The sequence below is a fragment of the Pyxidicoccus sp. MSG2 genome, from assembly GCF_026626705.1.
Classification (GTDB): Bacteria; Myxococcota; Myxococcia; order Myxococcales; family Myxococcaceae; genus Myxococcus.
In genome coordinates, this window is the sequence record NZ_JAPNKC010000001.1 from 12,082,426 (window position 1) to 12,098,855 (window position 16,430).

General features: G+C 72.3%; 1 protein-coding gene (running past both ends of the window). It reads left to right on the plus strand.

Every position in this 16,430-nt window falls within one protein-coding gene, locus tag OV427_RS46120, for a non-ribosomal peptide synthase/polyketide synthase (RefSeq protein WP_267862613.1), read on the plus strand. The gene is 43,176 nt long; 14,996 of those nucleotides lie to the left of the window and 11,750 to its right, leaving coding positions 14,997-31,426 in view (codon 4,999, partial, through codon 10,476, partial); the first codon wholly inside the window starts at window position 2. The start codon and the stop codon both lie outside this window.

The window sequence follows — 16,430 nt, forward strand, 5'->3', positions numbered from 1 at the left end:
GGTGGGGGCCACCACCGTCCTGCTCACCTCGGCCCTCTTCAACGAGGTGGCCCGTCAGCAGCCCGGTGCCTTCAACCCGCTGCGCAACGTCCTCTTCGGCGGTGACGCGGGAGACCCGCGCGCCGTGCGCGCCGTGGTGGGCGCGGGCTTCCGCGGCCAGGTGGTGAACTACTACGGCCCCACCGAGGCCACCGTCGCCGCCGCCACGCACAACTCCGCGGGGCTCACGGCGGAGGCGGTGTCCGTCCCGATTGGCCGGCCCCTCTCCCGGGCGCGCGTGTACGTGCTCGACAGGAGCGGCGAGCCCGTGCCCACGGGCGTCATCGGCGAGCTGTTCATCGGCGGCGAGGGCGTGGGCCGTGGCTACCCCGGCCACCCCGCCCTCACGGCCGAGCGCTTCATCCCCGACCCGTTCAGCACCACGCCGGGCGCGCGGCTGTACCGCTCGGGCGACCGCGCGCGCTGGCTGGCGGACGGGACGCTCGACTTCGCCGGCCGCGTGGACGCGCAGGTGAAGATTCGCGGCTTCCGCATCGAGCCGGGCGAGGTGGAGTCCGCCCTCAAGGCCCATCCCTCCGTGCGCGAGGTGCTGGTGCTGGTGCGCGAGGACGTGCCCGGTGACAAGCGGCTCGTGGCCTACGTCACGGGCACGCCCGCTCCCGACGCGGCCACGCTGAAGTCCTTCCTGTCGGAGCGGCTGCCCGCGCACCTGGTGCCGTCCGCCTTCGTCGCGCTCACCGCCCTGCCCCTCACGCCCAACGGCAAGCTGGACCGCAAGGCCCTGCCGGCACCGGACAGCGCTCCGGCTTCCACGGCCGCGCCCGCCGTCCCCGAGCGCCTCACTCCGTTCCAGCAGCGCGTCGCCAGCCTCTTCCGCGAGCTGCTCCGCGTGGAGCGCGTGGGCCTGCACGATGACTTCTTCGCCCTGGGTGGCCACTCGCTCCTGGCGACGCAGCTCATCTCCCGCCTGCGGTCCACCTTCCAGGTGGAGTTGCCCCTGCGCGCCCTCTTCGGCGCGCCCACCGTGGCGCGCGTCACGGAGTTCGTGGAGGAGCAGTTCCTCGTCCGCACCGAGGAGCCGAAGACACCACCGCTGCGGCCCGTGCCTCGCGACGGAGAGCTGCCGCTGTCCTTCTCCCAGCAGCGCCTGTGGGTGCTCGACCAGCTCCAGCCCGGGAGCACGAACTACAACATGGTGGGCGCGCTCCGGCTGGACGGCACGCTGGACACCGAGGCGCTGCGCCGCGCGCTGGAGCACCTGGTCGGCCGCCACGAGGCCCTCCGCGCGACGTTCGCGATGAAGGAAGGCCAGCCCGTCCAGGTCCTCCACCCGCACGCCGCCTGGACGCTGCCCGTCACGGACCTGGAAGCCACGCCCGCGGAGTCGCGCGAGGCCGAGGCCCTGCGGCTCTCCACCGAGGAGGCCAGCCGGCCCTTCGACCTGGGAGCGGGTCCGCTGCTGCGCACGCGGCTGTTGCGGCTGGACGCGGAGCACCACGTCCTGCTGCTCGTCATGCACCACATCGTGTCGGACGGGTGGTCCATCGCGGTCATGATTCGCGAGGTGGCCGCGGGCTACGAGGCGTTCGCCTCCGGCAAGGCGCCCATGCTGCCGTCGCTGCCGGTGCAGTACGCGGACTTCGCCGCGTGGCAGCGTGGGTGGCTGCAGGGCGACGTGCTCGCGCGTGAAGTCGCCTGGTGGAAGGAGCAGCTCGCCGGGGCGCCGCAGGTCCTGGAGCTGCCCACGGACAAGGTCCGGCCCGCCGTGCGCACCCCGCGCGGCGCGCTGCTGCCCGTCCACCTCCCCCGCGAGCTGGTGGTGCGCCTGCTCACCCTCGCACGCCAGGAGGGCACCACGCCCTTCATGGCGCTGCTGGCCGCGTGGCAGGTGCTGCTGTCGCGCTACAGCCGGCAGGAGGAGCTGCTCGTCGGCTCGCCCATCGCCGGCCGCCGTCAGGGCGAGCTGGAGGGGCTGGTCGGCTTCTTCGTCAACACGCTGGTGCTGCGCGGCCGCGTGCGCCCGGAGGACTCGTTCCGCGCGCTGCTCGGCCAGGTGCGGGACACCACCCTGGCCGCCTTCGAGCACCAGGACCTGCCCTTCGAGAAGCTCGTCGAGGAGCTGAACGTCCCGCGCGACATGAGTCGCAACCCGCTGGTGCAGGTCATCTTCGCCCTGCAGAACGCGCCCACCGAGGAGCTGCGGGTGCCGGGCCTCACGATGCGCCCGCTGGAGGTGGACAACGCCACCGCCCGGTTCGACCTGGGCCTCATGCTCGCCGAGGCGCCCGACGGGCTGCGCGGCGTCATCGAGTACAGCACCGACCTGTTCGAGACCTCCACGGTGGCCCGGCTCGCCGGCCACCTGCGCACGCTGCTGGAGGCCGCCGTCTCCACGCCGGACCGGGCGCTGGCCACCCTGCCCCTCCTCACGCCCGAGGAGCGCCAGCAGGTCGTCATCGGCTGGAACGACACCACCCGGCCGTACCCCGCTGTCACCATCCCCGAGGCCTTCTCGCGGCAGGCCGCATTGCGTCCGGACGCCATCGCCCTGGAGTACGGAGACCAGCGCCTCACGTACGCGCAGTTCGAAGCACGGGCCAACCGGCTGGCGCACCTGCTGCGCTCGTACGGCGTGGGCCCGGACACACGCGTCGCGGTGAGCCAGGATCGCGGCATCGAGCTCATGGTCTCCCTGCTGGCCATCCTCAAGGCGGGCGGCGCGTACGTCCCGTTGGACCCCGCGTACCCGGCACAGCGGCTCGGCTTCATGCTGGAGGACGCGCAGCCCCGGCTGCTGATCACCTCGCGCGCTCTACGCGCACAGCTCCACCTGCCGGATGAGTCGCTGCCCTGCCTCTTCGCCGAGGAACTGGCGCTGGAGTCGCAGCCGGCCACGCCGCTCCCGTCGGAAATCAGCCCGCGCCACGTCGCGTACGTCATCTTCACGTCCGGCAGCACGGGCCGGCCGAAGGGCGTGGCCGTGCCACATTGCGGCGTCCTGCGGCTCGTCCACAGTGAGCCCTATCTCGGCTTCGGCCGGCGGGGGGACACGGGTCTTCTCCTGGCGCCCATCTCCTTCGACGGCTCCGTCCTGGAGATGTGGGTCCCGTTGCTGCACGGCAACCCACTCGCCATCTTCCCCGCGAAGGCCCTGCCTGGTGATCTGGACACGCTGGGCCAGGTGGTGGAGCGCCACGGCGTCACCTTCCTGCACACGTCCGCGGGCCTGTTCTCCCAACTCGCGGAGCACCGGCCGGACATCCTCCGCCGGCTGAAGGCCATCCACTCGGGCGGAGACGTGCTCTCCGTGCCGCATGCCCGCGGTGCGTTGGAGTCGGTGGGCACCCCCGTCACCAACGGCTACGGCCCCACCGAGGTCTCCGTCATCTCCACGTGCTTCACGCTGGAGCGGCCCGAGCAGGTGGGCACGTCCGTCTCCATCGGCGCACCGCTTGCCAACACGCACGTGTACGTGGTGGACGCGCGCCAGCAGCCGGTGCCCGTGGGCGTGCCGGGTGAGCTGCTCCTCGGAGGCGACGGCCTGGCCCAGGGCTATGTCTCGCGCCCGGACCTCACCGCCGAGCGCTTCATCCCGGACCCGTTCTCCACCACGCCCGGCGAGCGCCTCTACCGCACGGGTGACCTCGTCCGCTGGCGTCCCGACGGGCTGTTGGAGTTCCTCGGCCGCATCGACCACCAGGTGAAGGTGCGGGGCTTCCGCATCGAGCTGTCCGAGGTGGAGGCTGCCCTGCGCGCCCTCCCCGCCGTCTACGAGGCCGCCGTGGTGGTCCGCGAGGACGTGTCCGGCGACAAGCGGCTGGTGGCGTACGCCATGCCCCGCGAGGGCCAGTCGCTCGACGCGGGCACGCTCCGCACGGAGCTGCGCCAGCGGCTGCCCGAGTACATGGTGCCGTCCATCTTCGTGACGCTGCCCGTGCTGCCGCTCAACCCCAGTGGCAAGGTGGACCGCAAGGCGCTGCCCGCGCCGGACGCCGCGTCCACCGGCCGCCTGGGCCGCTTCGTGGAGCCCTCCAACCCGCTGGAGCAGCAGATTGCCGCGCTCTACGCGCGGGAGCTGGGCGCCGACCGGGTCGGCGTGCACGACCACCTCTTCGAGGAGCTGGGCGGCACGTCGCTGTCCGTGGTCCGCATCGCCGCGCGCCTGCGCGAAGAGCTGAAGCGCGAGCTGCCCGTGGTGTGGCTCTTCGAGCACCCCACCGTCCATGACCTCGCCGCCCGCATGGAGCGCGAGGCCGCGGGCACGGCCACCCAGGAGCCCGCACCCGGCCACCGCCCGCGTGACACCCGTCCGTCCGAGAGGGGCTCGGGCTCCATTGCCATCATCGGCATGGCCGGCCGCTTCCCCGGCGCCGGCTCCGTGCAGGAGTTCTGGCGCAACCTGCGCGAGGGCATCGAGTCCGTCTCACGCTTCTCCGCCGACGAGCTGGAGCACATGCCGGGTCTGCCCGACGGCATGGAGCTGTGGCAGCACCCCAACTTCGTCCCCGCGGCCGGCGTGCTGGAAGACGTGGACAAGTTCGACCATGCCTTCTTCGACATGTCCCTGCGCGAGGCGCAGTGGATGGACCCGCAGCAGCGCCTCTTCCTCCAGTGCGCGTGGGGCGCGCTGGAAGACGCGGGCATCGACCCGGAGCGCTTCCCGGGGGCCATCTCCCTCTACGCGGGCGCCACCGACTCCGGCTACACGGACGCGGTGCGTTCGACGGTGCCGTTGGACGGAGCCGCCATCTTCGAGCTGTACGGCACCGCGACGCACGAGAGCCTGGCCACGAAGACGTCCTTCAAGCTGGGGCTCACCGGTGAGAGCACGCTCGTCTACACCGCATGCTCCACGGGCCTCGTGGCCGTGCACCACGCCTGCCAGAACCTGCTGGCGGGGCTGTCCGACGTGGCGCTGGCGGGCGCGACGCGCATCACCGTGCCGCAGCGCACGGGCTACGTGTACCAGGAGGGGATGATCTTCTCCCCGGACGGGCACTGCCGCGCGTTCGACGAGAAGGGCCAGGGCACCATCTCCGGCAACGGCGTGGCCTCCGTGGTCCTCAAGCGGCTGGAGGACGCGGAGCGCGACGGTGACGCCATCTACGCCGTCATCCGCGCCACGGCGACGAACAACGACGGCCGCCACAAGTCCGGCTTCACCGCGCCCAGCGTGCAGGGCCAGTCCGCCGTCATCACCCAGGCGATGAAGCGGGCCGGCGTGGAGCCGAAGGACATCGGCTACGTGGAGACGCACGGCACCGCGACTCCGCTCGGGGACCCGATTGAAGTGGCCGCGCTCCAGCGTGCGTACGGGCTGGGGGCGGACCGCCGCGGCACCATCCCGCTGGCCTCGCTGAAGACCAACGTCGGGCACATGGACACGGTGGCGGGCCTCGCGGGCCTCATGAAGGTCGCGCTGTCGCTGCACCACGGAGAGGTTCCGCCGAGCCTGCACTTCGAGCGTCCCAACCCGCAGATCGACTTCGACTCCGGTCCCTTCTTCGTCAACACATCCCTGCGGTCGTGGCCGAGGGGCGAGGCCCCGCGACGCGCGGCGGTCAGCTCCTTCGGCATCGGTGGCACCAACGCCCACGCCGTGCTCGAGGAATCCCCCATGTCCCACAGCGGCTCCACCTCGCGGACCCACCACGTCGTCACGCTGTCGGCGCGCACTCCCGAGGCGCTGGAGGCGGCGTCGAAGCAGCTCGCCACGCACGCGGAGGCCAGCGCTTCGGACCTGTCGATTGCCGACGTGGCCTTCACGCACGCCGTGGGCCGCAAGGTCTTCGAGCACCGCCGTGCCGTCGTCGCGACGGACGCGGCGGACCTGGCGAAGCAGCTCCGCAAGCCGTACACGGCGGTGAAGGTGAAGGATGAGGCGGCGCGTCGGCGTCGCGTGGCCCTCGTCTTCCCGGGACAGGGTGCCCAGCAGCCAGGCATGGGCCGCGAGCTGTACGCGGCCGAGCCCGCCTTCCGCGCGCACGTGGACGCGTGCCTCGCGCTGCTGGAGGAGTCGCTGCGCGCCCGCGTGCGCGCGCTGCTCCAGGCGGCTCCGGGGCAGCAGGATGCGGAGACGGCGGCACTGCTCGCGGACACGCGCGTGGCCCTGCCCGCGCTGTTCTCCGTGGAGTACTCGCTGGCGCGGATGTGGATGGACTGGGGCCTGAAGCCCCACGCCGTGCTGGGACACAGCTTCGGCGAGTACGCCGCCGCCTGCGTGGCCGGCGCGCTGCCGCTGGAGGACGCGCTGAAGCTGGCGGTGGCTCGCGGTGAGCTGATGCACCGCATGCCTCCGGGGGCGATGCTCGCGGTGGCGATGTCCGAGTCGCAGGTGCTGCCCCTGCTGTCCGGGCGGTTGGAGATGGCGGCGATCAACTCGCCGGACCGGTGCGTCGTCGCCGGACCGGTGGACGAGGTGGAACGGCTCCAGGAGGACCTGAAGCGCCGGGACGTGGGCGCGGTGCGCATGCCCGCGCCGCACGCGTTCCACTCCGCGGACGTGGAGCCGCTGATGCCGGAATTGGAGCGCGTGGTGGCGTCGCTGCGCCGCGCGGAGCCGACGGTGCGCTACGCGTCCAGCGTCACGGGGGCGTGGGCGAAGCCGGGAACCCTGGCCGAGCCGCGCTACTGGGCGGACCAGATGCGCCAGCCCGTGCGCTTCAGTGAGGCCGTGGGGGCCCTGCTGGAGGAAGGCTGCAGCGTGGTGCTGGAAGTGGGGCCCGCGCAGGACCTCACGCCGCTGGTGCGCGCGTGCCTGGGGCAGGACCGCGAGCGGGTGAAGGCGCTGGCCACGCTGCGGCGCGGCGGCACCACGACGGAGCTCTCGGGCCTGATGCAGGCCGTGGGCGAGCTGTGGACGCAGGGCGTGGAGGTGGACTGGTCCGCCTTCTATGCGCACGAGCAGCGCCGGAAGCTGCACCTGCCGACGTACCCGTTCCAGGAGAAGCGCTGTTGGGTGGACGCGAAGCCCGGACAGGCGACTGGGAGCGGGACGTTCGCCCCGATGCCGCCTCGGGCTCCGGCTCCGGTGGAACAGGTCCCCGTGCCCGCACAGGGCACCATGGTGGTGACGCCCGCGGGGCAGGCTTCGGCTCCCGTCTTCGCGCCGCCGCCGTCGGCGCCCCCGGCCTCCGCTCCCGTACCGGCGGCGGTGCCCGTGTTCGCCTCCCCCGCGGTGACGACGGGACGCGTGGCCGCCACGCCCTCCGGTCAGGTCGCGGCGCCCGGACTCATTCCGCCGCCGGTGATTCCGGCGCCCGTCCTGCCCTCCGCCACGCAGGCTCCGGCGCTCCCGCCCGTCCGCGCGCCGGCCACCACGCAGCCCCTGGTGGCGTCGCTCCCGGTGCCAGCCCCGGCCGTATCGCCCGCCGCCCCCGCGCGGACCCCAGCCGTTCCCGAAGCCACCCCGGGCGTGCCCGTCCGCGAGGACGCACCGCGCGGTGACATCGAGGAGCGCCTCGCCGCCCTGTGGCGGGAGCGGCTCGGCCTGGAGTTCGTGGGCCGCGACGACAACTTCCTGGAGATCGGCGGCAACTCGCTGATGGCGGCCCAGCTCCTCAACCAGATGCGCGAGGCCTTCGGCGTCCAGCTCCCGCTGGCCGCACTCTTCGAGGCCCCCACCGTGGCCGGCATCGCCGAGCGCATCGAGCCGCTGCTGCGCCAGGCCCCTGCCGTGGAGCAGACCCGCGAGCTGCCCCTGGTGCCGCTGCCGCGCACCCAGGAGCTGCCCCTGTCCTTCGTGCAGGAGCGTGTCTGGCGCCTGGAGCAGCACCTGCCCGGCCTCTCCGCGTACACCATTCCCTTCGTCCTGCGCCTCGAAGGCTTCGTGGACGTGGACACCCTCCAGCGGAGCGTCCAGGAAATCGTCAACCGTCACGAGGCGCTGCGCACCACCTACGACGTGGTGGACGGCCGCCCCGTGCAGCGCTTCCACCCGCACGTGCACATCCCGCTCGACGTGGTGGAGCTGACCGGCTCCGCGGAGCACCGCGAGTCGGAGGCCATGCGCATCGCCCGCGAGGAGTCCGCGCGCCCGTTCGACCTGGTGAAGGGCCCCGTCATCCGGACGGTGCTGCTCAAGCAGGACGCGCAGGTCTACATCCTGGTGGGCGCCATCCACCACGTGGTCTGCGACACGCTGTCCGTGGCCATCTTCGTCCACGAGCTGGGCCAACTCTACGGCGCGTTCCGTCAGGGCCGGCCGTCGCCGCTGCCGCCGCTGCCCGTGCAGTACGCGGACTTCGGCGCGTGGCAGCGCCGCACCATCGCCGAGCACCTGATGCCGGACCAGGAGCAGTGGTGGCGCAACCGCCTCGCCGGCATGCCGCGCCGACTGGACATGCCCACGGACCACTCCCGGCCCGCGAGCTGTCCGCTCACGTCGGTGCGCTTGAATGTCGAATTCCCGTCCGCGCTCGCCCGCGAGGTGGGCGCGTTCGGCAAGCGCGAGGGCTTCACCTCGTACATGACGGTGCTGGCCGCGTGGCAGACGCTGCTGCACCGCTACAGCGGGCAGACGGACATCATCGTCGGCACGCCCATCGCCAACCGCACGCGTCCGGAGCTGCTGGGGCTCATCGGCTACGTGGCCCACTCGGCGGCGTTCCGCACCAGCTTCGCGGGCGACCCGACCTTCCGCGAGCTGCTCGGCCGCGTGAAGAGTGAGGTGTCGGACGCGCAGTCCCGGCCGGACGTGCCCTTCGAGTACCTCGTCGAAGAACTCATCCCCGGCAAGGACATTGGCCAGGGCCGGATGGCGGACACCGTCTTCGTGTACCACTCCAGTGTCGGCAATGGCGCGGCGGCGCTGGAGCTGACCGGCGTGCGCGGCTCGCTGGTGGAGGTGCCCAACGCCCCCGTGCAGTGGGGCGCCACGTTGTCCGACCTGACGCTCGTCCTCTCCGAGGAGGGCGGCCGCATCCACGGCGCGCTCGAGTACGCCACCGAGCTGTACGACGAGCCCACTGCGCGGCGCATGGTGGAGCACCTCCAGGTCATGATGGCCGCCGCCCTCGCCCGGCCGGATGAGCTCATCTCGCGCCTGCCCCTGGTGACGGAAGCCGAGCGGCGCACGTGGCCCCTGCCCCGCCCCGCCTCCGTGTCCGCCTCCGTGCCCGCGCTGCTCGCGGAGCGCGCGCGCCGGAGCCCGCAAGCAGTGGCCGCGAGCCAGGGCGACACGTCGTGGACCTGGGCGGAGCTGTCCGCCCGTGCGAGCCGCGTGGCCGCGCGCCTGCGGGCGCTCGGAGTGCGTCCGGGGGACCCGATCGCGGTGTGCCTGGAGCCCTCGCCCGCGAAGCTCGCCGTCCTCTGGGGTGTGCTGGAGGCCGGCGGCGCCACGGTGACCCTTGGCGCCACCGACCTGGGTGGACTCGCCGTCTACGCTCCGGAGGGCGCCACCGCGCCGGTGCTCGTCACCTGGCGCGGGATCACCACCTCCGCGAAGCTGGATGCCACGCGCACGGTGTACGTGGGGGAGACCCTGGAGGTCGCCTCCGCGCCTGTGACGCTGGACGTCCAGGCCGACACGCTGGCGTGGCTGCTGCCGGTGGGCGCGGGCAGGCCCGCGTGGGCGCTGAACCACCAGTCACTGGCGGAGCTGTTCGACGCGATGGACGGCCGGCTGCGCCCCACCGAGGGAGGCACCTGGCTGGCGGCGGCCGAGTCCACGACGGACCGTCCGGAGCTGGAGTCGCTATGGGCCCTCTCGCGCGGCATGCGCGTGGCCTTCCCGTCGCAGCGGATGGCCGCGCAGTTGGTGCGCCTGAATGGCGGCGGGCCGCGCACCCAGGCGATGGACCTGAGCCTCATCTACTTCGCCAACGATGAGGACACGCTCGCGGGCCCCAAGTACGAGCTGCTCGTCGAGGGCGCGAAGTTCGCGGATGCCCACGGCTTCTCCGCCGTGTGGACGCCCGAGCGGCACTTCCACTCCTTCGGCGGCCTGTACCCGCAGCCCGCCGTCGTGGCGGCGGCCCTGTCCACGGTGACGCGCAACCTGCGCCTGCGCTCGGGCAGCGTCGTGCTGCCGCTGCACGACCCGATGCTCATCGCCGAGCAGTGGTCCGTGGTGGACAACCTCTCCAACGGCCGCGTGGGCCTGTCGGTGGCCACGGGCTGGCACGTGCAGGACTTCTCCTTCAACCCGTCCGCCTACGAGGACCGGCGCAACGTCCTGCTGCGCAACCTGGAGACGCTGCGCGCCATCTGGCGCGGCGAGAAGCAGCGGCGCAAGGGCGGCGGCGGAGTCACCGTCGAAGTGGCCCTGCGGCCGAAGCCGGTGCAGAAGGAGCTGCCGGTGTGGCTCACCGCCACCTCCAGCCCGGAGACCTTCCGGATGGCGGGCGAGCTGGGCGCGGGCGTCCTCACGGGCCTGCTGGCGCACTCGCTGGAGGAGATGAAGCCGAAGGTGGCGCTGTACCGCGAGGCATGGCGCCGCAACGGCCACCCGGGCCGGGGCCACATCACCTGCATGGTCCACACCTTCATCGGTGAGGACTACCAGGAGGTGCTGCGCACGGTGCGCAAGCCGCTGCTCAGCTACTTCCGCGGCTCGGCGGACATCGTCGCCAGCCTGCTCGCGGCCCAGGGGCACCAGGGGGAAATCGACAAGGTCTCCGAGGAGGACATCAACGCCATCCTGGAGCACTCCTTCGAGAACTACGCGAAGGTCACCGGCCTCATCGGCACGGTGGAAAGCGGCCTGCAGCGGATGCGCGACATGCGCGAGGCCGACGTCGACGAGGTGGCCTGCCTCATCGACTTCGGCGTGGAGACGCCGGTGGTGCTGGACGGCCTGCGCCACCTCGCCGCGCTGCGCGAGCGGATGGAGGCCGAGGCCACCGTCCGCCAGGAGCAGGTGCTGGTGGAGAGCAGCCAGGGCGTGGGCGAGCTGCTGGAGCTGGCGCGTCAGTCAGGCACTGTCGTTCTGCACACCTCCGCGCGGCTGGCCCGCACGCTGACGGAGCTGCCGAAGGCCCGTGAGTCGCTGGCCCCGGTGGGCGCGCTGGTCCTCGAAGGCGCGTCGGCGGAGCTGGCCACCGCGCTGCACCAGAGCGCGGGCGTGGAGGTGTTGCTGGCGGGTGGCGCGGTGGAAGGCGCCCTGCTGCCGAAGGCCCCGGGCGAGCGCGTGCCCGCGGGCCTCCAGGTCTGGGTGCTGGACGAGGCGGGCCTGCCCGTGCCCACAGGCGTCGTGGGTGAGCTGGCGCTGGAAGGCGCGGGCCTGCCTCGCGGCCTCTGGCGCGCAGCCGAGGAGGAGCGCCGCCGGCTGGTGCCCCACCCCACGGGTGCGACCCGTCGCATCTACCGCACGGGTCGGCACGTCCGCCTCCGCGCGGATGGCCGTGTGGAGTCCGTGAGCATGCCCGCCGCGAAGGCGCCCGTGGCTCCCGCGCCTGGCAAGGCCCCCACTGCTCCGGCACCCAAGGCTCCGGTGGCACCGAAGGCCCCGGCGCCTCGCGCGGTCTCGGCGCAGGCCATCCCGCGCGTGCCGCGAGATCGTCCGCTGCCGCTCTCCTTCGTGCAGCAGCGGTTCTGGTACCTCCAGCAGTTGGAGCCGACCAGCGTGGCCTACAACAACGCGTCCAACTTCCGCCTCACGGGCGCGCTGGACACGGCGGCGCTCCAGGCGGCGCTGGACGAACTGGTCCGCCGGCACGAGGTGCTGCGGACCACGTACTCGCTCGCGGACAACGGCACCGCGGTGCAGATCATCCAGCCGGGGGGCAGCCTGCCCATGCCGGTGGAAGACGTGCACGGCGCCACGCCCGAGGAGCTCGAGGCGGCACTGATTCGCCGCTGCCAGGAGCACGCCGGCCTTCCCTTCGACCTGGAGAAGGGACCGGTGGTGCGCGCGCTGCTGTTGCGCGCGGGGCCCGAGCACCACGTGCTCAGCCTCATCCTCCACCACGCCGTCTCGGACGCGTGGTGCAACATGGTGCTCGCGCGCGAGATGACCATCCTCTACGCCTGCTTCGGCGCGGGCCTTCCGTCGCCGCTGCCCGAGCTCCCCGTGCAGTACGCGGACTACGCGGTGTGGCAGCGCCAGTACCTGGAAGGCGCGGTGCTGGAGGAGCAGCTCCGCTGGTGGAAGGACCAGCTCTTCGGGGTGCCGGCGCTGGAGCTGCCCACGGACCGTCCTCGGCCCGCGGTGCAGTCGTACGCGGGCGGCCTCCATACCTTCGAGTGGCCACGTGAGCTGTCCGATCCGCTGCTCGCGCTGGGTCGTCGCGAGGGCGCCACGTCGTTCATGGTGATGATGGCGCTCTACCAGTTGCTGCTGGGGCGCTACTCGGGCCAGGACGACTTCGCGATTGGCACGCCCATCGCCGGCCGCTCCCAGCCGGAGGTGGAAGGGCTCATCGGATGCTTCCTCAACACGCTTGCCTTCCGCACGCGGCTCTCCGGGGCTCCGACGTTCCGCGAGCTGCTGGGCCGCGTGAAGCAGCAGGCACTGGGCGCCTATACGCGCCAGGACGCGCCCTTCGAGCGGCTGATGGAGCTGCTCCAGTTGCCGAGAGACCTGAGCCGCACGCCGGTGTTCCAGGTCATCCTCAACGTGCTCAACACGCCGGAGCCGGATGCGACGCCGCAGTCGCTCCAGATCGGCCAGGTGGTGGTGCCCGCGAGCACCGCCAAGTTCGACCTGGGCCTGGAGGTCTGGGAGCACCGCGGTGGAATGACGGTGCGCTTCGAGTACTCCACGAGCCTCTTCGACCGCGCCACCGTGGAGCGCATGGCCGAGCACCTCACCGGGCTGGCCCGCGCCGTCGTCGCCTCGCCCGACCTGTCGCTGCCGCTCCTGCCGCTGCTGACGGAGGCGGAACGGGAGCAGGTGCTGGTGGAGTGGAACGCCACCGCGTCGGACTACCCGCGCGAGGCGTGCATCCACCACCTGTTCGAGCAGCAGGCCACGCTACACCCGGACGCGGTGGCGCTGGAGTTCGGCGACGAGAAGCTCACCTACGCGCAGCTCGACACGCGGGCCAACCAGATGGCTCACCTGCTGTGGCTACACGGCGTGGGGCCGGATGCGCTGGTGGCCGTGTGCCTGGAGCGCTCGGTGGAGCTCATCGTCTCGCTGCTGGCCATCCTCAAGGCTGGCGGCGCGTACCTGCCGCTGGACGCCTCGTATCCGGCGCAGCGGTTGGCCTTCATGCTGGAGGACGCGCCGCCCAGGCTGCTGATCACGACGCAGGCACTGCGCAAGGGCCTGCCCGTTGCGGAGTCGGTGCCGTGCCTCTTCGTGGAAGAGCTGCCCCTGGCAGCCCTGCCGCGCACGCGGCCGGTGTCCGGTGCCACGTCCCGCCATCTGGCGTACGTGGACTTCACCTCCGGCAGCACGGGCCGTCCCAAGGGCGTGGCCGTCGAGCACCGCGGCGTCATGCGCCTGTTGCACGGCGCTCGTTATGCGCACCTGGGGCCCGAGGAGACCTTCCTCCTCATCGCCCCCATCTCCTTCGACGCCTCCACCCTGGAAGTCTGGGGCCCGCTGCTCTTCGGCGGTCGCCTCGTCGTCTTCCCCGCCCAGTCCCCCAGTGACCTGGAGCTGCTGAGCACCGTGCTCACGCGCCACTCCGTCACCACCCTGCACCTCACCGCAGGTCTCTTCTCCCAGGTGGTGGACTTCAAGCCCGACTGCCTCAAGGGCGTTCGCCAGTTGCTCACCGGTGGCGACGTCGTGAGTGCGCCCCACGTGCGCCGGGTGGTGGAAGGAATGTTCATTCCGGTGACGGCCTGCTACGGCCCCACCGAGTCCACCCTCTTCACCTCCACCTGGCGGATGACGGACGCCTCGCAGGTGGGCAGCGCCATCCCCATCGGCCGGCCCATTGCCAATACCCAGGTGTACGTGCTGGACGAGCACTTCCAGCCCGTGCCCCCCGGCATCCCCGGAGAGCTGTTCATCGGCGGCGACGGCCTGGCGCGCGGCTACCTCTCGCGGCCGGAGCTGACAGCGGAGCGCTTCATTCCCAACCCCTTCAGCGCCGTGGCTGGAGAGCGCCTCTACCGCACCGGCGACAAGGCGCGCTGGCGGGCGGACGGAGTGCTGGAGTTCCTCGGCCGCATCGACACGCAGGTGAAGGTGCGTGGCTACCGGATTGAGTTGGCGGAGGTGGAAGCCGCACTGCTGACGCACCCAGGGGTGCGCGAGGCAGTGGCGGTGGTGCGCCAGGACACTCCGGGCGACAAGCGCCTCGTCGCGTACGTCACCGGTGACGCAGGCCCGCTCGACTCGACGGAACTGCGCGCGTACGTGCAGGAGCGGCTGCCCGAGTACATGGTGCCCTCCGCGGTGGTGCACCTGGGCACCCTGCCCCTCACGTCCAACGGCAAGGTGGACCGCAAGGCCCTGCCCGCGCCGGACGTCGCCGTCGCCCAGCGTGGCCGGTACATCGCCCCGCGCACGCCGAATGAGCAGACCCTCGCGGACCTCTTCGCGCAGCTCCTCGGAGTCAGCCGCGTGGGCACGCAGGACAGCTTCTTCGAGCTGGGTGGCCACTCGCTGCTGGCCACGCAGTTGGTCGCCCGTGTGCGCACCACCTTCGGCATGGAGTTGCCCCTGCGCGCCCTATTCGAGGCGCCCACGGTGGCCGCCCTCGCCGCGCGCCTGGACTCGCGGCAGCCGGCCTCCTCGGGCTCGCGGGCAGTGCCGCCGCTGACCCGGGCGGACCGGTCCTCGCGGCTGCCCCTGTCCTTCGCACAGCAGCGGCTGTGGTTCATCGGTCAGCTCGGCGCCGGGGCCAGCGCGTACAACATCCCCATGCCGATGACGCTGGAGGGCACGCTCGACGTGGCCGCGCTCCAGCAGGGCTTCGACGAGCTGGTGCGCCGCCACGAAGCGCTGCGCACCACCTTCAGCGCGGAGTCGGGTGAGCCCTTCCAGGTCATCCACCCCGCCACCTCGCTGCCCATCGAGTCCGTGGACCTGATGCGGCTGGCCGATGCCTCGCTGCGGCAGACGGAGGCCGTGCGCCTCGCCACCGAGGAGGCGCGCCGTCCGTTCGACCTGGTCAACGGCCCGCTGGTCCGCGCGCTCCTGCTGAAGGTGGAGGAGACCCGTCACCTGCTGGTGCTGAACCTGCACCACATCATCTCGGACGGCTGGTCCACCGGGGTGCTCGTGCGCGAGATGGCCGCCCTGTACGCGGCCTTCAGCCAGGGCCAGCCCTCGCCCCTGCCCGAGCTGCCGGTGCAGTACGCCGACCACGCCGTCTGGCAGCGCGGCTGGCTCCAGGGCGAGGTGCTCGACGAGCAGCTCGACTACTGGCGGAAGCAACTCACGGGCGCACCTGCGCACCTGGAGCTGCCCACGGACAAGCCGCGCCCGCCGCGTCAGTCCTTCCAGGGCGCGCCCATGCCGCTCAACCTCTCGCGCGAGCTGAGCGAGGCGGTGGAGGCCCTGGCGAAGCGCGAGGGCGCCACTCCCTTCATGCTCCTGCTCTCGGCCTTCCAGGTGCTGCTGGCGCGCTACTCGGGACAGGACGACATCTCCGTCGGCTCGCCCATCGCCGCCCGCCGCCACGCCGAGTCCGAGGCGCTGATCGGCTTCTTCGCGAACACGCTGGTGCTGCGCACGCGGCTGCAATCCGGAGCCACGTTCCGCGAGCTGCTGGCCCAGGTGCGCGACACCACGCTCGGTGCGTACGAGCACCAGGACGTGCCCTTCGAGAAGCTGGTGGAGGACCTGCAGCCGGCGCGTGACCTCAGCCGCACGCCGCTCTTCCAGGTCATCTTCGCCCTCCAGAACGCGCCGATGCCGGAGCTGTCCCTGCCCGGCATGTCGATGCGCTCGATGGAGCCGGAGCATGGGCTCATCCGCTTCGACCTGGAGCTGTCCTTCCACCGCACCGGGGACGGCTTCCACGGCGGCTTCAACTACGACACCGCGCTGTTCGAGCGCACCACCATTGCCGGCATGGCCGAGCACCTTCGCGTGCTGCTGGAGGCCGCCGTCGCGTCGCCGGACCTGCCGCTGTCCAGGCTGCCTCTGCTCACCCGCGAGGAGCGCCACCAGGTGCTGTCCGCCTGGAACGACACCACGGTGGACTTCCCGCGAGACACGCCCGTGCACGTGCTCTTCGCGAAGCAGGCGTCCCGCACGCCCGGCGCCGTGGCCCTGGCCCAGGGCTCGCGAACCCTCACGTACGGCGAGTTGGACGCGCGGTCGAATCAGCTCGCGCACCACCTGCGCACGCTGGGCGTGGGCCCGGGCGCCCGCGTCGGCCTGTGCGTGGAGCGCTCGGCGGAGCTGGTCATCGGAATCCTCGGCATCCTCAAGGCTGGCGCGGCGTACGTGCCGGTGGATGCCCACCATCCGGCGGAGCGCATCACCTGGATGCTGCGCGAGGCCGGCGCCAACGTGGTCCTCACGCAGCAGTCCCTGGTGGACGGACTGCGTGACGTCGGCGGCTCGCGCGTCCTGCTCGACG